This window comes from Nocardia sp. NPDC050413, from assembly GCF_040655475.1.
GTDB lineage: Bacteria > Actinomycetota > Actinomycetes > Mycobacteriales > Mycobacteriaceae > Nocardia > Nocardia coubleae.
The window spans coordinates 317,022-338,644 of sequence record NZ_JBFAJZ010000003.1; the positions used below are offsets into that span (position 1 = coordinate 317,022).

4 protein-coding genes are annotated in these 21,623 nt (G+C 70.7%); all 4 read right to left on the reverse strand.

What is annotated here, in order from left to right:
- Positions 1-104 precede the first annotated feature (104 nt).
- The gene (locus AB0I19_RS11265) at positions 105-581 is read right to left on the reverse strand and encodes a YbaB/EbfC family nucleoid-associated protein (protein WP_357147316.1); all 477 of its coding nucleotides are present in this window, start codon (positions 579-581) and stop codon (positions 105-107) included.
- An 87-nt stretch (positions 582-668) separates the two neighbouring features.
- Positions 669-1,868 carry a hypothetical protein gene (locus AB0I19_RS11270; protein ID WP_067641158.1) on the reverse strand — a complete coding sequence of 400 codons (1,200 nt, stop codon included), beginning with the start codon at positions 1,866-1,868 and terminating at the stop codon, positions 669-671.
- A gap of 15 nt (positions 1,869-1,883) precedes the next feature.
- Complete coding sequence (locus AB0I19_RS11275; protein ID WP_067641156.1) at positions 1,884-2,633, reverse strand: hypothetical protein; 750 nt, start codon at positions 2,631-2,633, stop codon at positions 1,884-1,886.
- The gene (locus AB0I19_RS11280; protein ID WP_357147319.1) at positions 2,626-21,513 is read right to left on the reverse strand and encodes a hypothetical protein; all 18,888 of its coding nucleotides are present in this window, start codon (positions 21,511-21,513) and stop codon (positions 2,626-2,628) included. The genes AB0I19_RS11275 and AB0I19_RS11280 overlap by 8 nt, the downstream gene beginning before the upstream one ends.
- Between the last annotated feature and the right edge of the window lie 110 nt (positions 21,514-21,623).

Here is a 21,623-nt window from a genome sequence, read left to right on the forward strand (position 1 = left end):
GGCACCGCCGATTCGCACGGCTTGCTAACGATTCTACGGTCCGACAGATGAATTCCGCATGTACAGCGGCGATCCCGCCGGTGGCGGGGGTGCGAGCATCCGGGTCACCAGCCGGCGTCGGTGGCGGTGCGCGATGGATCCCGCGAGCCGTCCTCCTCGTTGGACGAGAGACGTTCCCGCTCCGGCGAATTGGGTGGCTCGAGGGAGGCTTCGACCGGCTGCGGAATGGTGAAATCGCCGATGCCCTCGACCAATTCGGTGAGCTTGGGCAGGCGGGCGCGTTCGGTCTGCACCGGGGCCATCAGCTCGCGGGTCTTGCGGGCGACCTCGGCGGCGGCCTGCTGGGCGGCCTCGGTGACGGCCTTGGCGATCTCGGTGTAGGTGAGGTCGTCGATGTCGGGGGTGAACTTGGTCTCGATCACCTTGTAGTCGGCGTTGACCGTCACAGTGACGCGTTTGCGAATGGTCGCGCTGGCAACCAGTTTCGCCCGGTCCTGCTGGACCTGCCCGATCGCCCGCAGCTGCTGCTGGACGGTCTCGAGGATGTCTTCCATCTGAGCTTTGGCGTGTTCATTGGTCATGCCCGAATCCCTCCGACTTCCGAGCCCTCCCGACCGGCTCGTCGGTGAGGGAGCACACCACACCAGCCCCGCGCGCGCAACAGCACGTCATCGCGCCAGGCCGACGGTGTGGGTGCCGAGCAGGCCGCCGAGATTCAGCTCGAACCAGGCGGCGTCGACGTGATAGGCGTCCGCGGGGAACACCCGGGTGAACGCCTCCCTGGCGACGGCCGCTCGCTCGGCCGCCGTGACCAGACCGGGTACGGCTTCCTTCTGTGCCTGCGAAGCCCGTTCGCCGAGCAGCCCGGTGAGCACGTCGACCACAGTTCTGGTGTCCCACATGCCCGGAACGGCCGGGGCGAGCGCGTCGGCGCCCGGCGAGGCGCCGCGGTACCAGCGGCCGCCCTCCCACCAGTAGCAGAAGGTGAGCAGGCCGTTCTCGGCGCGCCGGTTGAGCACCGGCGCCGCGACCCAGTCCGGGGCACCGAGGTAGAAGTCCGGCATCGGCTGGTCGTTGTTGTAGACGGCGTCGAGTTCCGGCGCGTTCCACACCCCGCCGGAGAGCACCGCGCGGTCCCCGGGGAGCAGGCACAGGGTGGAACCGCTGAACGACGCGCCCTCGAAGACGTGGAAGGCGGGTGTCACGCGCGGGCCCCACTTGGAGCCGACCGCGACGAACGCGGCGGCGATCAGTGCCCACCGTCGCGCCATCGGTTCCAGGGCGGGGAACTCCGCATCCGGCGCCGAGCCGACCGCCGTACGACCCGCCGCCGCGTCCGCGCGTGCTTGCTCGGCGGCGGCCACCGGGCCGCGCACCTGCCGGTTGTCGTGGCCGATGTAGGCGGCCAGCCAGACCGGCAGGTGGTCGCGCGGATAGATCTCGATGTCGGTGCGGTACACCGTCGGCGGGAAGAGCTGGTCGTCGGGGAACGGCTCGTCGCCGTAGTCGTAATCGACATCCATCCGGCCCGCCGAGGTGAGCGTGAGCAGGTAGCGCCACCACGGACCGTCACCCATCGACGCGGACACATGGCGATGCTCGCGCAGCAGGTCGAGCAGTTCCGGGCTGGGGAACACGCGCGCGAAACGTTCCTGCTCGTCGTGGAAGACGATCATCGACACCTCGGCCGCCGCGGTCATCGCGAACGACGCCTCCACCTTCGACCAGCCCGTTGGACCAAGGGCCGCAACCGTTTTCGCGATGCGATGGCTCAGCGCGGTGGCACGATCCGGCACCCCGTCGTCCTCGACGACCACCCTGGTGAGGGTGAATCCGACATCGGGTTCACCGGCCAGCTCCTCAGCCACTGCACACTCCTTCGTCTAGTCCCGGTGCTCGCCGTACCGCGCGATCACGGCGCCGGACTCGTCCCACACGGTGCGGGTGAGCAGGGCGCCGTCGGGGGCGAAGACGGTTTCTTCCTCGATGTTCCCGTCGGGGAACCAGGTGGTCCAGGTGCCGACCTCGTGCCGGTCGGCGTACTCGCCGCGCAAGCGTGGGGTGCCGTCGAGGTACCACGCCCGGGTCGGTCCGTCGCGGTATCCGTCTGCGTAGGTGGACAATTCGGTGATGGGGGCGCTCGGTGCGGGGCGGCGGAACTCCTGACCGGTGAACGGTTCGCCGCGGTAGTACCTGCGGATTTCCTCGTCGTCCCAGCGCAATTCGGGGTCGTCGGCGGAGATCGCGTCGGCGGTGATGCCCTTGCGGGTGCGCTCGTCGGCGAATTCGACCAGCTCCCCCGCCTCGTTCCACACCGAGTGGGTGAGCAGCACACCGTCGATGTCGTAGACGTCTTCGAGGCGGCGGGAACCGTCGGGGTACCACTCCTGCCAGGTGCCGACGGGGCGGTTGCGATAGAACTCGCCGTTGTAGCGCATGGTCCCGTCGGGGTACCAGCCCGACCAGTCGCCGTCGCGGTCGCCGTCGTCGTAGCTCCAGTACTCGCGCCACGTGCCGTCGGGGCGGGTGTGGGTCACCGCACCGCTGTAGGGCTCGCCGCGGTACGACAACCGGCCGGTCGCCGGGTCGATTCGCACGTCCGGATCGTTCCATTCGATCGGATCGTCACTCACCTGGGGAAACCTCTCCGATCGGTCGAGCACGGTCGCTGAAGATTGTCATCCGGTCGGCCGGATCGGCAACCACGTTACGGATCAGCAGACCCAGGTCCAGCTCCGGTGGCAGGGCCGGGTAGATCAGCTCACCCATCGGCCTGCCGTTCACGGCCACGCTGAACCGCGTCATCCGCTGCGGTGATCGTTCCCAGCCCACCTGCGCGAGACCGCTCAACTCGATCGGCTGGATGCCCACCTGCACCATCAACCGCTCGCCGAGCCGGTAGAAGACCACCGTCACACCACCGAGATCGGCATACAGCCCGTCGGTGCCCGACAGTCCAGGCGGCGCGGGACGCAACGACCCGGTCTGCGGATCGAATTCGGCGGGCAGGCCACCCGCGTACGGACGGACCACCACCACAGCCGGCTCGGCGGGCATCCGATACTCCGCCCCGTACGGCCTGCGCTGCCCCTGCTGCCCACCATTCGGCGGCAGAACCGGCGGCGGATACATCGGCGCCCCGCCCGCCGAGTACCCGTTCCCCGCCTGCTGAGTTCCGTACCCACCCTGACCGTGCCCAGGTGCGGAGGACTGCCCGTTTCCCGGCGGATTCGGCTGGTCGCCACCGACGAACGGTTGCGCGTAACCCGGCTGCTGATAGGGGTTTCCGTTCCCCGGTTGGTAGGGCTGAGCGTTGCCCGGCTGGAAGGATTGACCGTTTCCTGGTGGGTACGGTTGGCCGTTTCCGGGCGGGTAGGACTCGCCGTTGCCCGGGGAGTACGGCTGACCGCTCCCGGGCACAAACGGGTGACCATCGCCCGGCTTGAACGGCTGGCCGTTGCCCGGGGGGAACAGCTGGCTGTTGCCCGACTGGTGCGACTGACCGCTCCCCGGGGGGAACACGTGGTCGTTCCCAGGAATGTGGGGCTGACCGTTGCTCGGCGTGTAGGGCTGGCCGTTGGCCGGTGGGAACGAGTGGTCAGGCCCTGGTGGGAATGGCTGGTTGATCCCCGGCGGATTGGGCTGGCCGTGTCCCGGTGGGAACGGCAGGCCGTCCGGCGGGGTGGGCATGACCGACCCCGGCGGTGGCGTCATCCACGGCGGAATGGGTGGAATGCTCGGCCTTTCGCTCGGCGGCGTCGGGGGAACGGGCCATGGTGGCGGGGTGGGTTCGCCCGGCGTCGGGTCCGACGGCAATGGGAGCTGAGGTGGAACCGGGGGTGCCGGCGGTACGGGAGGCACCGGCAGCTCCGGCGGCACCGGTAATTCCGGCGGCACCGGCGGTTTCGGGGGCACCGGAGGTTCCGGCAGTTCCGGAGGCAGTGGAAGCTCCGGCGGCTCAGGCAACTCCGGCGGCACCGGGGGTACAGGAGGCTGCGGAGGCACCGGCGGTACAGGAGGCTGCGGAGGCACCGGCGGATCTGGCGGAATCGGGGGTGCCGGCGGTACGGGCGGCACCGGCGGCTGCGGAGGCACCGGCGGCACGGGTGGCTGCGGCGGCACAGGGGGTTCCGGCGGGCACGGTTTGTCCGGCGGAATCGGAGGAAGCGGTGGTTGCTCAGGCGGGCGCGGGGGCTCGGGCTGACGCGGAGGCTCCGGTGGGCGCGGAGGATCGGATGGTTCTGGAGTTACTTCCAGTGGGGGTACAGGCCATTCGACGGGATCGAACAGTGGGACCTCGAGCTCCACCTCGTACTCGTGCGGGGGGTGTGGAATGTGCGACCGGTAGGCCGAACCGGGCAGCTCCCGGCGCGCGCGTGGTCGCTCCCCGTCCGCACTCGGCGGCGGGACCTGCTGACCCGGGTCGAATCCCTTGTCCGGGTCCGCCGCGTCGTCCGATTCCGGAGAACCAGGTGGACGACGGCGCGAACCGTCGGCGTCCGCACCGTTCGACTCCGACGAACCGGCACCGGCATCGACGCCCGGATCGGTGTCGACATCGTGCGACGTGAAAGGACGACCGGTGGCCTGTGCGGGGTCGGGCCCCTTCGGGATGCCCGGATCCCCCGGGTCGGTCACCGGATCGAGCATCACAGGATCTCCCGCATCGAGCCCAGCCTCCGCATGGCGGCCACCCTGGGAGTGGTTACGGTCCTGCGGAATACCCGGGTCACCCGGATCGGTCACCGGATCGAGCAGCGGCGGGGCCGAGGCGTCGTCACCGGTTGTGCGGGACTCCGGTTCGATGGCGGGCCGTGGCCGGGGAGCAGGTTCACCGCGGTTCTCCGCCGGGGGCAGTTCCCGCGGCTGCTCGCTGTTCCGAGTGTCCTTGTCGCCGTTGGCATCCGCGCCAACCGGCAAGCCCGGACGGGTCGGGGTTCCTGGCACGGACGGGGTCGGCGATTCGGGGTTCGGCGACCGGGGTGTGGACTCGCCGGATGACGCTTCAAGGGCCGGGGTATCCGCCCCACCGAGCTCGGGGTCGGTCACGAACGGCTCGGAGAGCAGGGCGCGCAGGCGGGCGATGTCGGCGGCCGCCTGGCGGATCTCGTCGCGGATCTGCTCGTGGACTCGGGCGAGTTTGTCCAGGGTGAGACGTTCGTGCTTGTCGATGCGGCCGTCGCGGAACCACTCGTAGACCGTGGCGACCTTCTCGTCGTCCGCGTCGGTGAGGTCGGCGCCGAGCAGGCGCGCGTGGTCGCGGCTCGGCCCGGGGGTCGCGTCGGCGGGGGCGGGCGGTAGCGGGGTGCGGTCGGTGAGGTCGTCGGCGCCGACTTCACGCAGGAAGTCGAGGGCGTCGCGGTCGTGGACCGGTGGGTCGTCGCCGACCGCGCGGGGGTCGGCCTCGGGGTTGTAGACCAGGTTCTCGGCGTACGGGTCGACCTTCGCCAGTGCCCGCACGTAGTCGGCGAGCGGACCGGTGAGATCGTCGAGGTCACCGCGGGCCGCGCGGTTGGACACCGCCTCGGCCAAGGCCGCGGCGTCCAGGGGCAGCCCGCCGCGCGGCAGGCCGAGATGCGGGGCGAGCGCGTCACGTGCGGCGTCGACGGCGCCCGGGTCGAGCGCGCGCAGCAGCTTCGCGTAGGCGGTGAGGTCCTTGGCTCGCTGACGGTGCAGCTCCACCCGGGTTCCGGTGTCGGCGAACCGCTCGGCGACCCGTTCCGGGCTGAGATCGTTCGGCTCGACGCCGAAGCGCAGCGCCATGTTGCTGCGTACGTCGTGCAGGGCGTTGAAGTTGTCGACGGCATCGGTGGTGAGCGCGTAGTCGACGGATGCCTCGAGCTGCCTGGCTCGCACCTGATTGGCGCGTTCCAGTTCGGACAGCAGCGTGGTCAGCCGCTCCCCCGACAGGTTCGTCGGGTCGTCGATGCCGAGCCGCTCGGCCACGTCGGCGATCTCGGCCCGCACCTCGGCCAGCGAACGTGGTTGTGCCACCGGCTGATCCGTGGCGACCACGGGCAGGTTCTCGTCCGCCGTGCCGTGCCGCGGCGGAGTCTCGATCATCCGCCACGGACCGGTGCCCTCGCGCACCATGGTGGCGTCGACGGTGCGGCCGTCGACCTCGCCGCGCAGGTGCCGGACCTCCGGCGCGTCCACCTCGCTCACCCGCACGCGTCCTTGATCGTCGACCCCGACGATCCTGATCTGGATGTCGACCTCGCCCCGGTTGAGCCGGTCGATGAAGTCGGTGTCGGCCTCGGCCAACGCGCGCGCCAGCGCCGCTTCCTGCCCGGCGCCGGTGTCGACGATCGCGATGGTCCCGTTCTCGGTGTCGACCACCAACCGGTCACCGGTGTCACTGTCACCGAAATCCGCTGTCCGACGGCGCAATTCGTCGAAGATGCCGATATTGTCGTCGAGTTGTCCACGCAGCCGCGCGATCTCACCGTCCAGATCGCGGACCAGGGCCTCGAGATCGGCCGCGGCCAGATGCGCCCAGGTGGACCGCTCGTCACGCAGCCCCGCGCGTCGCAGCGCGTCGTCGAAGATCTTGCGGGCGTCCTCGGCGTGGACGGTCTGGGATCCACCGTCGTCGCTGAGGTCGGGCCAGATGTCGACCCATTCGCCGCCGTTGTTCACCCCGCGCCAGTTCAGCATGTCGAAGCTGAACTTGTCGCCTCTGGCCGCGACGACTTCCTTCAGGTAGGCACCGAGCGGATCCTTGCTGAAGAAGTTGGCCGGCCGGAACGGGATGTCGGCGTTCTCGATATTGAAGAACCTGGCCGCGGCCTCGAGTGCCTGGATCACGCCCTCACGACGCAGCACCCGGTACTCTGCCTCGGCCAGCGCCTTTCGCAGGCCCTCTTCGCTGAAATCGGTGATCCGCACCCCGAGTTCGCGGGCGAGCGCGTCGATCACGGTGGCGTCGGCGATGCGCTGATTCACGGCGTCGACCACGTCCCGCAGCCACGGCGGCAGCTGCTCGGCGACCTCGGGCGTCTGGTCCGCACGGTCCGTGAGTTGTCGCGGTTCGACGGAATCCGGGATTTCCTTCGGCTCCCGCGCGGCCAGTTCCGCCGGTGTGAGGCTTTCCGGTTCCAGCAGATGCTCGAGGCCCGCGTCGCGCAGTTCCTGTTCGATCTGGCGACGCAGTGCGGGATCGGCGTCGGAGATCCACGGCTTGTATTCCGTGCCGTCCATGTTCCGCAGCGGCAGGAATTCCCCGGCCTGGTCGGCGATGCGCGCGGACAGGTGCTTGAGGATCGGCACCAGCTCCCGCTTGCGCCACATCTCGATGCCCTCTTTGAGGATGCGCACCGGGTTGAACTTGATCTGCAACTGGTCGTACTCGCCGCCGGGCGCGTTGGGTGTCGCGTCCTTGGTCGAGGTGAGTGGCAGCCCGGCGCTGTGCCCGAGCACCGACTGACCCGCGCTGTCCAGGCTGGACCCGGACGGGTACTTCGGGTTCTCGCCGTAGAAGCCGCGGTTGACGATCCGGTCCCAGAGGCGGCGCAGCCAGTTCTTCTTCGGCACCTCGACGGCCTTCTCGGTGGCCGGCGCCGGTGGTGTCGGTTCCGGACGTGCCACGGGTTCCAGGTGCCAGGCGTCCGGTCCGTCCTCGACGCGCCGGACCAGGGTCTGGTCGCCGTCGACATCGACCGACAGCATGCGGTCGTCGAGTTCGGTGCGGGCCAGGCGGTCGAGGTGGGCCAGGTCGGCGGCGTCGCGGGCCACCGCGGCACGCGAGCGGGCGATGTCGTCGGCGGCGCGGGCCGGCCCCGGATCGGCGGGCAGCCCGAGCCGCGCCGCCCAGCGCCGGGCGGCGGCTTCACGCACCGCCCGCTGCTGCGGATCGGTCGCCGCCTCGGCGTGGCGCACGGCCGAGGCGAACGCCTCCACCGCACCGGCGCGCAACGCCTGCCGGTAGCGGGCGGCATCGAGTGAACCGGGATCGGTCGGGTCGACGCCGAAGCGGGTTGCCAACCGATCCAGCGCCTGGCGTGCGGGTTCCATGCGTGGTCCGCCGGGCCGCTGGGTGCCGTCGGCCGGCGGCAGGATCGCGGACGGGCGCAGCGGTTCGGCCGACGGGTTCGGTTCCGGTTCGGTGCCGAGCGCCTGCCGCGAACTGTCGTCCAGATCCGCCCGGCGCAGGTCGTCGGCGATCTGGGCGCGCACCTCGGGATCGCCCTCGACCCGCCACTGGTCCAGGCCGTCGTCCAGCTGATCCAGATTCAGCGGCTCGTAGTCGTCCGGGTAGCGCATAGGCGCACCCAGGTCGGCCTCGGGATCCAATGCGCTGTCGAGGAATCCGCGGGCCCGCGCCATGTCGGCCAGCTCGGCCAGCGCGCCCAACGGATCGCGCTGACCGGTCAGTGCGTCACCCAGGCCCAGCCCCTCGGCCAGCCTGCGTACCCGCTCGGCCTGCTCCGGGGTCAGCGGCGGCGCGTCGGCCTGCGCCGACGGCGGCAGATCACCCAGGTCACGCAGGAACCGGCGCACATCGTCGATGCGGTCGGTGCGCTGTTCGGGCCGGTTCGGCGGAGCCTCCGAAACACCCGGGTCCGCTGCGTCGGGCACCGCCAGTTCAGCGGGTGGTTGCGGCAAACCTCGGTCGGACCGCGACGAATTCTTCGACGGCTCTTCGGGTTCCGGGCTCAGCGCGGTCGACGGATGGGCAGGCGGCTTCGACGGTGGACCGCCTGGCGCGGGGCGAGGCGCGGGCGGCTCACCCGAATCTTCGTCACCACGCGAATCGGGACCGGGGGGCGGGGTCGGCGAGTCCGTCGAGGTGTCCGCGGACGGACAGTCGAGGGCGCGTCGGTCGGCGGTGCCGAGGTCGGGGTCGGTGACGAACGGTTCGTTCAACAGGTCGCGGAGTCGGGCGATGTCGGCGGCGCGCAGGCGGATCTCGTCGCGGATCTGCGCGTGGACCTCGGCGAGCTGCGCGAGGGTGAGGCGTTCGTGCTTGTCGATGCGGCCGTCGCGGAACCACTCGTAGACCTGGGCGACGCGCCGGTCGTCGGCGTCGGTGAGGTCGACGCCGAGCAGGCGCGCGTGGTCGCGGCTCGGCCCGGGGGTCGCATCGGCCGGGGCCGGTGGCAGCGGGGTGCGGTCGGTGAGGTCGTCGGCGCCGACTTCGCGCAGGAAGTCCAGGGCGTCGCGGTCGTGCACGGGCGGATCGTCGCTGACGGCGCGCGGATCGGCGTCGGGGTTGTAGACCAGGTTCTCGGCGTACGGGTCGATGTCGGCCAGGGTGCGCACATAGTCGGTCAGCGGACCGATCAGGTCGTCGAGGTTGCCGCGACCGACCCGGTTGGACAGCGCTTCGGCCAGGGCGGCGGCGTCCAGCGGGAGACCGCCGCGCGGCAGGCCGAGATGCGGGGCGAGCGCGTCGCGCGCGGCATCCACGGCGGCGGAATCCAACTCGTGCAACAGCTTCGCGTAATCGGTGAGGTCCTCCGCGCGCTGTCGGTGCAACTCCACCCGCGTGCTCGGGTCGGCGAACCCGCGCGCGACCACCTCCGGTGTGAGCGCCTGGGCCGGAACGCCGAAGCGCAGGGCCAGCGCGCCGCGGGCGGTGTGCAGGGCGTTGAAGTTGTGGATCGCGTCGGCGCTGCGCGCGTAGTCGACCAGGCCCTCCACCTGCCGGGCTCGCACCTGGTTGCCCCGGTCCAGGTCGGACAGCAGGGTCTGCAACTGCTCACGCGACAGCGTCGTCGGGTCGCCGATCCCGAGCCGCTGCGCCACCTCGGCGAGCTCGGCCCGCACCGCGGCCAGCGAACGCGGTTCCGGCACAGGCGGATTCGTCGCGTCCGGCACGGCGGGCACCGGTGCGTCCGCCCCGCCGCGCGTCGGGGGTGCGTCGATCATTCGCCACGGCGTCGTGCCGTCGCGCACCATCGTCGCGTCGACGGTGTGTCCGCCTACCTCGGTGCGCAGGTGACGAACCTCTGGTGAGTCCACCTCGAGCAGGTGCACCCGGCCACTGTCATCGATGCCGACCAAGCGGATCTCGATGTCGACCACGCCGCGGTTGAGCCGGTCGATGAATGCCGCGTCGGCCTCGGCCAACGCGCGCGCCAACGCCGGCTCGTGCCCGGCCCCGGTGTCGACGATCGCGATCCTGCCGTTCTCGGTGTCGACCACCAGCCGGTCGCCGGTGTCGGTGTCACCGAAATCGGCTACGCGACGGCGGAATTCGTCCAGTACTCCGATATTTCCGTCGAGTTGCGTGCGCAGCCGTGCGATCTCGCCGTCCAGGTCGCGCACCAGCGCCTCGAGATCAGCACCGGCCAGGTGCGCCCAGGTGGACCGCTCGTCACGCAGCCCGGTGCGGCGCAGTGCGTCGTCGAAGATCTTGCGGGCGTCCTCGGCCAGGACGGTCGGATCGTCGCCGTCGTCGCTCAGATCCGCCCACGGGTGCACCCATTCGCCGCCGTTGTTCACCCCGCGCCAGTTCAGCATGTCGAAGTCGAACTTGCTGCCCTTGGCCGCGACGACTTCCTTGAGGTAGGCGCCGAGCGGGTCCTTGCTGTCGATATTGGCAGGGCGGAACGGGATGTCCGCGTTTTCGATATTGAAGAACCTGGCGGCGGCCTCGAGTGCCTGGATCACCCCGTCACGACGCAACAGCCGGTATTCGGCCTCGGCCAGCGCCTTGCGCAGACCCGCTTCGCTGAAATCGGTGATCTGGACGCCGAGTTCGTGCGCCAGTGCCTCGAGCACGGTCGCGTCGGCGATGCGGTTGTTCACCGCGTCCACCACGTCCCGCAACCACGACGGCAGCGGCTCCGTGGCCGCGGGGATCTCGCCACCGGAGCGCGAAACCTGCACCGGCTCAGTGGATTCCGGAAGCTGGGCGGTCTCGCGGGCGGCCAGTTCCGCCGGTGTCAGACTCTCCGGTTCCAGCAAATGTTCCAGGCCGGCGTCGCGCAGGTCCTGTTCGATCTGGCGGCGCAGTGCGGGATCGGCGTCGGAGATCCACGGCTTGTATTCGGTGCCGTCCAGATTGCGCAGCGGCAGGAACTCACCGGCCTGGTCGGCGATTCGGGAGGACAGGTGTTTGAGGATCGGCACGAGTTCACGGTTCTGCCACATGTACACGCCCTCTTTGAGGATGCGCACCGGGTTGAACTTGATCTGGAGCTGGTCGTACTCGCCACCGGGGGCGTTGGGGGTCGCGTCCTTGGTCGAGGTGAGCGGCACGCCCGCGCTGTGTCCGAGCATGGATTGGCCGGCGCCGTCGATACTCGAACCGGACGGGTACTTCGGGTTGTCGCCGAAATACCCGCGGTCGAAGACCGCGTCCCACAGTCTGCGCAGCCACGTCTTCTTCTTCGTCGGCGTCTCGACCGCCTGCTCGGTGGCCGGCGCCGGTGGCGTGGGTTCGGGCCGTGCCACGGGTTCCAGGTGCCAAGCGTCGGGCCCGTCGACCACGACCCGCACCAGCATCTTCTCGCCGTCGACATCGAGCGAGAGCACTCGGTCGTCGAGGTCGGTGTGCAGCAGGTGATCCAGATGCGCGAGGTCACTCGCCTCGCGGGTCACCCCGGCGCGCAGCCGGTTGATGTCGTCGGCGGCGCGGGTGAGCCCCGGATCGGCGGGCAGCCCGAGTCGGGCACCCCAGCGGCGCGCCACCGCTTCCCGCAGTGCCCGCTGTTGCGGATCGGTCGCCGCCTCCGCATGACGCACCGCCGACGCGAAGGCCTCCACCGCCCCGGCTCGCAGCAACTGCCGGTAGCGCGCGGCGTCGATCGATCCTGGGTCGGTGGGATCGACGCCGAACCTGGCCGTCAACCGGTCCAACGCCTGCCGGCCCGGCTCGACCCGCGGGCCGCCCGGTCGCTGGGCGCCGTCCTCGGGCGGCAGGATCGCGGTCGGGCGCAGCGGCTGGGCCTGCGCGTCCGGGTCCGGTTCGGTGCCCGGCGCGGGCGGGGTGTCGTCGTCGAGGCCGGCCCGGCGCAGGTCGTCGGCGATCTCCGCGCGGACCTCGGGATCGCCCTCGACCCGCCACTGGTCCAGGCCGTCCTGCAGTTCGTCGCCGTCGAGCGGTTCGTAGTCGTCCGGGTACCGCATCGGCGCACCCAGGTCGGCCTCGGCGTCCAATGCGCTGTCGAGGAATCCGCGCGCACGGGCCATGTCGGCGATCTCGGCCAACGCGCCGAGCGGATCGCGCTGACCGGTGAGCGCGTCGCCGAGACCGAGCGCCTCGGCGAGCCTGCGCACCTGCTCGGCCTGCTCGGCGGTCAGCGGCGGCGCGTCCGCGTGCACCGACGGCGGGAGATCAGCGAGTTCCCGCAGGAACTGCCGCACGTCGTCGAGGGCATCGCTGCGCTGGGGAGCGCGCTGCGGCGGATTCTCCGCGGCCGCGTTCTCGTCGACCTGAGGCGTGGACTCGTCCGGCACAGCGAGCTCCGCGGGCGGTTTCGGAAGACCGGTATCGAACCAGGACGAAACCTTCGACGGCTCTTCGGGTTCCGGACTCGACGCCGTCGGCGGACGCGCGGGCGGCTTCGACGGCGGGCCACCCGGGTCGGTCGTCGGCACGGGCGGATCGGCGTCACCGTCGTCGTCACGCCGATCGGTGCCCCCGGGGAGGTCGCGGTTCGTCTCGGCACCGTCCCCGTCCGGTCCGGCAGGCTCCCGCCCACCCTGACGCTCCACCGCGGCGGCGAACCGGGCCGCCATTTCCGCACGGGCGACATCGAATTGCTGCTGGGCGCGCAGATACGACTCGAGAGCTCGGGCGTCGGCGAGGGCCTCGGCCGCCAAGTCCTCCGGCCGGGTCTGAGTCGCCTCGGCCAGTTCGGCGCGCAACGCGTCGAACTTCTGCTGGGCCGCGAGGAAGGATTCGAGCGCGGCCAGGTCGGCCGCGCGTACGGCGAGATCGTCCGAGGATTCGTCGCCGCGCCGGGTGGCTGTGTCCGCTTCCTGGGTGGCCAGTTCCTCGAAGCGGGCGGCGATCTCGGCTTGCGCGGCATCGAATTCGCGCTGTGCGCGCAGGTACGACTGCAACGCCGCCAGATCGGCGTCGGCGCTGTCGAGTTCGCGCAGAGAGTCGTCCAATGCCGCGTCGGCCTGGTCGGCGCGCCGCTGATCGGCCTGGTCGGCCAGGCGGTTCTGGCGGTCGACGGCCTCGTCGATCCGCGACAGCGGGTCGATCGGCCCGCCCGGACCGACCAGCTCGTCGAGCGAGGCGAGCGGTTCGGCCAGCTCGTCCGCGACCTCGTCGAGCTTGCGCATGGTCTCGTCGGGCTCGCCGTCGGCCCGGTCATCGGGTTCGGCGCCGCGCTCCGGTGCCGAGTCCCCCGGCAGCGATGCGGGCTCGGCACCCCCGTGCGGCCTGGCCGAGGTGGCATCGCCGGGCGGCAGGTCGGTGGGTCGGTAGAACTCGTCGGCGAGCGCCTTCAACTGCTCGATCCGCTCGGTCCTGAGACGGATCTCCTCGCGGATCGCGGCGATCTCGGCGGTCAATTCCGCCGGGCTGAGGCCCTCGTGCTTTTCGATCTTGCCGTCGCGGTACGCCTCGTAGATCTCGACGAACTTGGCGTCGTCGGCGGTCGACACATCCACACCGACCAACCGTGCCCAGTCCCGATGCGGTTGCGGCCGTGGATCATTCGGCCCGACGGGTTGGTCGGCACCGTAGGAGCGGGCCACGTTGTCGGCGACCTGGGCCGCGAAATCCACCGGGCGGCCACCGGGTTCGGCGGCGCCGACCACATCGCGCAGCGAGTGCAGCGCGGAGTGATCGTAGATGTGTGGGTCTCCGGTGGTGCGTGGGTCACGCGCCATGCTGCCGGCGGGATGATCGCTGTACGGGTCGATCCGCATCAGCGCGTCGGCGTAGGCGGCGAGGGCGTCGCGGGCGAAGTCGCCGCCGCCGTGCCGGTGCATCCGGGTGACGAGCTTGCGCAGCGCGGCCGGATCGATCCCGGTTTCGGCCCGGCTCACCCGGGACCGCCCGGTGCGCGGATCGGTCACACTGACCTTGGGCCGCAACCGTTCCGGGTTGTCCGGGCTCAGCGCCCGGATCAGCGCTTCCTGCGCGGCCTCGACCGTCGCGGCGTCGACATTGCGCAGTTGCTGGGAGTAGCCGGCGGTCGAACGCGGTTCGCGCTGCGGGCCGTCGAGCAGGTCCTCGAACTGTTGTTGCCGGGTGCCGCGCCGCTGCTTCGGATCGGCCAGTGCTTCGGCGATCCGCCGCGGCGTGAGGTCACCCTCGGAGATCCCGAGCCGCGTGGCGAGCTGGTCGCGCGCGTCACCGATCAGGTTGAACGTCTCGATGTCGGCCATCGTGCGGGCGTAGTCGGCCAATGCCTCGGCCTGCCCGGCGCGCACGGCATTGTCCAGGTGCAGCGCGCGAATGGTCGCGTCGATGGCGGACGGGTGCAACGCGGCGGGGCCGAGGCCGAGATCCCGTGCCAAGTCGACGATCTCGCGCACCATGTCGGCGCGGTCGCGTGGGGTCGGCGACGGTTCGGGCGCGGCCTGCACCGGCCGCCACTGGCCGCCGTCGTCGCGCATCATCGTCACCTGCAGTTCGGCGCCGTCGACGGTGCGCCGGATGTGTTGCACCTCCGGGGTGGCCACCGGGTCGAGGAACTGCCTGCCCGCACCGTCGGTGTGCACGGCCCGGAAGTCCGGTCGCAGCCGGCCGTTGTCGATATCGGCGGCCAGTTCCGGGTTGTCCCGCAGGGCACCGGCCAACGCCTGTTCACGATCGAGCGGCCCGTCGACGACGAGCAACCGGTCGGGTCCACCGTCGGCGTGGGGCACGCGGGCAACCTGATCGCCGTAGGAGCGCCCGAGCGGTTCCGTGCCGTCGCCCTGCAGGATCGGCTGGGCGGCGGCGATGAAATCGGCCAGGTTCTGCGCCCTTTGGCGCGCCGAGTCGCGCAGCGCGTCGAGTGTCGGGCCCATCCGGTCACCGGACAGGTCACCGAGGTCGAGGCCGAACATCGCTGCCCAGCCGGACAATTCGTCGCGCAACTGATCGCGGCGCAACGCGTGCTCGAAGAACTCCCGTGCCCGCGCCTCGTCTCGCCCCGGTTCCCGGTCGTCGGAGAAGCTTGCCCATTCGGGCAGCCGATCCGCGCCGTTGCCGACCCGGTCGTAGTCACGCAGCGCGGTGGCGCCCTCGAAGGCGACGATCAGGTCGCGCAGGAACCGGCCGAGCGGATCCTTGTCGAGGAAGCTGACCTCCCGCGAGAACGGCACCGGACGCGGGGCGCTGGTGTCACCCCAGTGGTTTCGGCGCGGTTCGGTTCCGGTGAGCTCGTCGTCGTAGTCGACGGTGTCGTCGCGCGGTTCACCCGAGTCGACCGCACGCGGACGATCCGGTCCGGGCAGGCCGCGGTCGTCGGCGGGCGTCGAGTCGGCGGGGTGGTCCGCGCGCCGGTAGGGACGGGTCTGCTCCTCCTCGGCGCGGCGCGCCGCGTCGGCCAGACCCTCGATCGCACCGATCTCGCGCAGCAGGCGGTGGCTCTGCCGATCGATCGCCCGGCGCAGGTCCAGGGGACCTTCGCCATCGAGGTCGATGCCGAGCCGTTCGGCCATGTCGGTGAGCGACTCGCCCTCGGGCGCCGGACCCGGCCGCTCCGGCGTCGAATCGACGGGCGGAATCGGCGCGTCCTCCATCGCCCGCGCCTCGTCGGTGTCGATGAGCCCGTTGAATTCCAGGTCGTCGACCAGGTCCTGACGCAACCGCGGGTCACGCGCGTTGTCGAACAGTTCCTTCAGGATGTCGCGTACCTCGTCGGGCTCCATCCGATCCGCCCGCAGCTCGCTGATCACGGTCTCGCGCACTGCGTTCGGGTCGGCGTCGCTGATCCAATGGCGGTATTCGGTGCCGTCCGGGAAGAACACCGGCCGGTAATCGCCTGCCACATCGGCCTGGCGACCGAGCACCGGACCGAAGATCGGGATGTGCTCACGATTGTGGTACCAGGTGAGCCCTTCGCGTCCGATCCTCGCCACGTTCAGCGCCGGGTCGCCCGGACCCGGCGGCGGCGCGCTCACCACCGGATGGTCGCCGGGCGGCGGCGCGGGCTGGGCCGGTGCGGGCGCCGGATCCGAGATCAGCTGCGCGCCACCGGTCACACCGTCGCGAATGGCGGTCTGGCCCCGGTGGTCGAGCCCGGAACCCGACGGGTACTTCAGGTTCAGCCCCACATACCCGGCATTGAGATCGTCGACCAGCTTCCGCAGTGCGGTGCGGTTGTCGACCTCGCGAACCTCGGCGCTCTGACGCGCGGGCGCGTTCTGCGTGCTCTCGTCGCCGTCGTTGCGCGCGACCACCCACTGCCCGTCGGCCAGCTGGATGTGCAGCGCGACGACTTCCCCGTTGTCGCCGAGTTCGATCCGCACCTCGCGCCGCGGCGGTTCGGGTTCGGCGAATTCCGTGCTGTCGCGCCGGTCTTCGCTGTCGGCGTCCATGAAATCGATCGTGTCGTCGGCGGCGAGGCGATCGAGCGTGGCGGAATCGATGGGCAGCGGTACGTCGGCCAGGATGTCGACGCCGTCGCGGACGAGGCGCAGCTCGGTGACACTCACCTTGCCCTTGTCCGAGGTGTGCACCAGCTTGTATTCGGCCCCCAATGTGCCGTCCTCGCGGGCAGCGATCAGCTGGGCGACGGCTTTGCGTAGCGTCATGCCCTCGACGCTGTCGGGGTCGAGCCCGCGCAGGCGCATCTGCTCCGGTGTCTCGTTGAGCAGGTACCGCAGATTCTGGTCGATCATCAGCGTGCGCCGCAGGTACTCGGGCGAACCCTGTTGCGCCTGCGCGATTTTGGAACCACCGAGGGTGGCACCCACGCCCTTGGCCTCGACCACGAGCAGGATGGGCGCGTCGCCAGGACGCACCGGGGGCACGATCACGGCGATGTCGACGACATTGGCCCCGTCGAAGGCGTCGTCGAAGGTGAGCTGGATCGCGCCGGGACGGTTCAGCGCGTAGTCGAGTCCGGCGAGCTCGCCGAGTTGCTTGGACAGGTCGACCATCTTCGGGCCGAGCGCGAAGTACTTGCTCGCGGTGGACTCGAGCGCCATCAGCTTCGCTGCCTTGGCCTCCTTGTCCGCCTGCGACAGCGTCGGATCGTTCTCGACCGCGGCGGTCAGGTCGGCGATCTTGGTGGCAACCTTCTTCGGGGCGAGCTCATTGCGATCGGTGACGCCGAACTCGGCCATCAGCCGGTCGAGTTTGACCTGCTGCTTGCCGCGCTTGAGCTCCAGGTCGTCGCGCTGGGCGACCAGGTCGCGCAGTTCCGCGGCCCGATCGGGATCCTGCATCGTGTAGAGTTCGGTGTCGCCCTTGATCACCCGGTACTTGTAGTCGGCACCGGCCAGCGGGTCGGCGTCGCCCTGATAGAAGCCACCGGTGTCGTTCTGCAGCCGGAAGGCCTTGTCGCGGAAGGTGTCCGGCGGGTCGTCGTTGTGATGCCAGGTGCCGTCCGGCTCGCGGTAGCTGTCCGGGCGGTCACCCGGCCGGAACAACGTGCCGTCCGGCCGCTGCTGCAGATCCGCCGCTCGTGGCTGACCGGTGTCGGGCGACGACCCGTCGGCATCGTCGTCGCCCATGAAGTCGGTCTCGGGGTACTCGGGCGAGACCAACCGGGGCTCGATGGTTGTGCCGTCCTCGGCGGCCCTTTCGATGTCGGAGTGGCGGATCGGGTCGACGCGTGGAGCGCCCTCGTCGATGATGTGGCCCGCGGTGCTCTCGGTGCCCTGCACCACCCTTGTGCAGTTGGCGCAGCACGGCGCTTCGCCCCGATTCGGCGCATAGGGCGAGTTGAGGATGGAGGCGAGGCCGTCGAAGTCCGTGGGGAGTTGGTCGGCGGGGTCGCGCTGCTGGTTGAGCAGTTCCCGGTCGTGCAGGGCGGCGTTGGTGCCACGAATCTCGGCGTGCCCGAGCGGATTGTCGTGGTGCGGGAAATGGGGTGGTCGGCCGCCGTTGTGGTAGACGTCCTCGGGGTCCTGGTAGCGAGAGACGTTGTCGCGCAACGTCGGATGCAATTCGGACGGATGGATGCGATGCGTCGACGGTCCGTTGGCTGCCTCGTACACCAGACCGGTGAGGCGGTCGATGGTGATGGAGGTGACGTGGCCGCGCTGTTTGGCCGACAGCAGGTCGGCCTCGGCCTTGGCCAGGCGCTTGGCCGGTGAATCGCCCGCCGCGGATTCGGCGGCGTCGGCGGCGAGGAAGGCGTCGAGGTCGGCCTTGGCCCGCGCGGACGCTTCCTTGGCGGCCGCGACGTCGTCGCGGGCGCGGCTGACCAGTTCCTCGGTGCCCTCGCCGCGGGCGAGGGCGTTCTCGGCGTCCTTGAGCGCCTTGATGGCCTCGCGAACCCCGCGACCCGTCTCGGATCGCTGCGTTTCCAGTGCCTTCTGCTGGGCCTTGCGCTGTTCGAATTCGGCGACGAGGGCCGCGTCCGGTGTCGCGGCGGCGACGAACGCGTCGCCGCGCTCGGCACTGAGCCGGTGGGAGAACTCGTCGATCGGTTCCCCGCCGACATGCGTGATCCGGGGCGGCTCCCCGGTGGTCTGCACCAGCGGGTCGCTCATGTCCAGCACGCCGAGCAGGTGCGCGTCTACGCCCGGTGTCCGGCTGAACGGTGCGTTGTCGGTCCCGGTTCCGGGTTCGAGGAACGACATCGCGGACGGGCGCGTCGGCGGGTCCTGGTCGCTCATGAAGTCGACGAGTTCGCGGCTGTCACCGTCGAGGACATCACGATCGGACGAGTCGGCGGGGTCGGTGTCCGGCCGCGGCGAGGTGGTGTCGGCGGGCTGGGTCGCCGTTTCCGGGCTGAACGTGCGCCACGACCCGCCGCGGTCGATCACCGGCTCGGAGCCGGGTTCGCGCCGCACACCGACCCGATCGGTGGGCGCGGTGACGTCGACGCCGAGCTGGTCGGCGATGTACTGCGCCCAGCCGTCGGCATTACCCGCGTGGCACGACAGCAACCGGATCGGGGTGCCTGGCACATAGTTCGGGTTGCCGCGGATCGCGTCGACGATGTCCTGCGGGTGTACCGGGTCGCCGTTGCTCGGTGTCACCGAGCCGTCGCGGCGCCCGTGCACGACCACGTCGTGGGCGCCGTCGTTGCGCACGTTCTCGGCGACGCGATGGGTGCGTGCGTCCTCACCGATCGCCGTGCCCGTCGGGTGGTGGACGACGCCCTGACCGTTGGGCAGGCGGGTGTCGTAGACGGGTCCGCTGTCGTTGTCGTCTCGCTGCGGCTGCCTGCGGTCGTCGCTGTCGGCGCGGTCGCGGGCGGTGGTGTCGTCGGCGCTCGGACGCACCGGCCGCGCATCCGAACCCGGCCGTGCGGGACTCGTGCCGGGGTCGACGATCGGCAGGATCGCCGCGGCGTCGGTGAGCGGATCACGCACCTCGCCGTCGTCGACCCGAACCGGTTCGCCGGCGACCTCGGCCTCGGACCGGACCGGGGGCGCTTCACCGGGTGCGGCGTGCAGACCGTGCAGCGGAGTTTCGGCCAGACCGGCGCCGCTGCGTGGTTCGCTCGCGCCCGCCCGGATTTCACCATCGGGACGGGCGTCACCGTCGTTCTGCGCGTCGGTGGAGCGCGGCGCTTCGGCGACACCATCGCCACCGACTTCAGGTGTGCCGGAACGACTCTCGGGCCCGGCCTGCATGCCATCGAGCGATCCGGCCCGCACCTCCGGCGAGCCAGGACGTCCGGCGGGTTGACCGCCCTGCGTCGACTGCTGACTCGGTGTCGACTGCTGACTCGGCGTCGACTGCTGACCGGGCGCGGCCTGCTGACTCGGCGCGGATTGCGCCGGCGCAGAGGACGATTGGGCGGGCGTCGCGGCCGGCTGCCCTGGCGTCGCCTGACCCGTGACAGGCGCCTGACCGGTCGCCCCGGGTGCCGGTGCACCCGTGGCCGCCGGACCCGCACCGGCCACCCCACCTACCGGCGCCGCACCCGTCTGCGTTGTGGTGTCCCGGTTGACGGTCTGCGTGCCGTCGACCTGGTTGACCGGTTGCCCACTGGACTGCGCGTCGGTGCGAGTCCCATCGTCGACGCCCTCGCCGACCGGCGCGTCCGCCTCCGCCGCCCGCGAGGTATCGCCGCCGGAATCCGTCTGTGCCGCAGGGCTTTCCCCTCCGGCGCGCGCCCCACCGTCCTGCCGCCCACCGTCACCGGCCTGCGCGTCGCTCGTCTGGACCTCCGGCTTGGCTTCCTGCCGTCCGGTCGCGCCACCGCCGGTATCGGTGGCCCCCTGCCCGTCGTTGCTCGACTGCTGGTTCGTCTGCCCCGCCGAGGTGTCCGTCGCTGCGGGTGCCTCGGGCGTGACACCACCGGCCGGACGCATGGACTGGCTGTCGTCGCCCGCTCCGGCCCGCGTCTCGCCCGCGCCGTCGCCTTCGCCGCCCATGGTGTCGTCACCCGCACCCGCGCGCACGCCGTCGTCGCCGGCACCGGTGGCGCCGTCCTCGCCGCCTGCCCGGTTCTCGCCGTCCGCACCGGGACGGTTGGTCGAGCCGTCGCCACCGGCGGTGTTGGTGTCGAGCCCGAAATTGCCGAGGTCGTAGCCAGGACCCATAGCGTCGCGGATCTGCGAGCTGAAGCTCGGGCGCTCGAACAGGCCGGGGTTCATCTTGTTCCACGCGGCGTTGGCGCCCGCCTTGTTCAGACCCGAGATGCCACCGTTGGTGGCACCGGCGCTCCACATGAGCGGGTCGCTCGCCGCGGTCTTCAGGTTGTCCCAGGCCTTGTCCCAGCCCTGGGTGAACCCGTCGTAGCCGAACTGGCCGAGCATGCCGCCACCGGCACCGGCCAGACCGGCGCCGGTCCCCGTGATGGCGCCCTTGAGGAACGGCGACATATTGTCCCCGAGCCGCTTGCCGAGGAAATTGGCGAACGGACCGGCCGCGAGACCACCCGCGGCGGAGCTCACCGCCGCCGCCTTCACCTGGTTCCAGTCGACTTCCTTGCGGTGCCCCTGGTCCACCTGCCACTGCTGGGCGCCCAGTTCCTGCAGGGTGCCGAGCACCGTGTCGATGGCCACGTGCTGGCCGACGAACTTTATCGCGCGCGTCAGAGCGGCCTTGGTGGCGTGGCGCAGAATCGCGGCGAGCACGCGACCGAAGATGCCGCGCGCCACCACCCGGGTGACGCCGATCGCGGCGGCCTGCACGGCGGGTGCTGTCGGCGGAAACAGCCACGCCGCAGCAATTTCCAGCGCGAGCAGTCCCAGCGAGGACAGGAACATGATCTTGGTGTACTCGATCTCGGTGCCGGTCTGGTACACCGAATCACCGAGGACGTCGAACAACTCGGCCAGTTTGGTGACCGACTGATCGCCGCGCGCCATCGACTCGAAGTCGCGGAGCATGTCGTCGACACCCTCACCGAACGGATATGCCTTGTACGCAGCGGCTTTCGCGGCATCGATGTCGTCGACGAGACCACGAAGGGCGTCGGCGGCCGCGCGCCAGTCCTCGGCCATGGCCCACATCTCGTCTTCATTGCCCTCTGGCCATTCCATACCGGCAAGAATCGAGAGCCAATGCAGCTCGGACGGCAGATCGATCATCGGGGGCTACGTCACCAGCTCGAGTCCGTGAACGCCGTCATCGCCCCTCATCCTCCCAGCCG

Excerpts from the sequence above, each read along its gene's own strand:
- AB0I19_RS11265 (WP_357147316.1), bottom strand. The coding sequence starts at position 581 with ATGACCAATGAACACGCCAAAGCTCAGATGGAAGACATCCTCGAGACC.
- AB0I19_RS11280 (WP_357147319.1), bottom strand. The coding sequence starts at position 21,513 with ATGGAATGGCCAGAGGGCAATGAAGACGAGATGTGGGCCATGGCCGAG.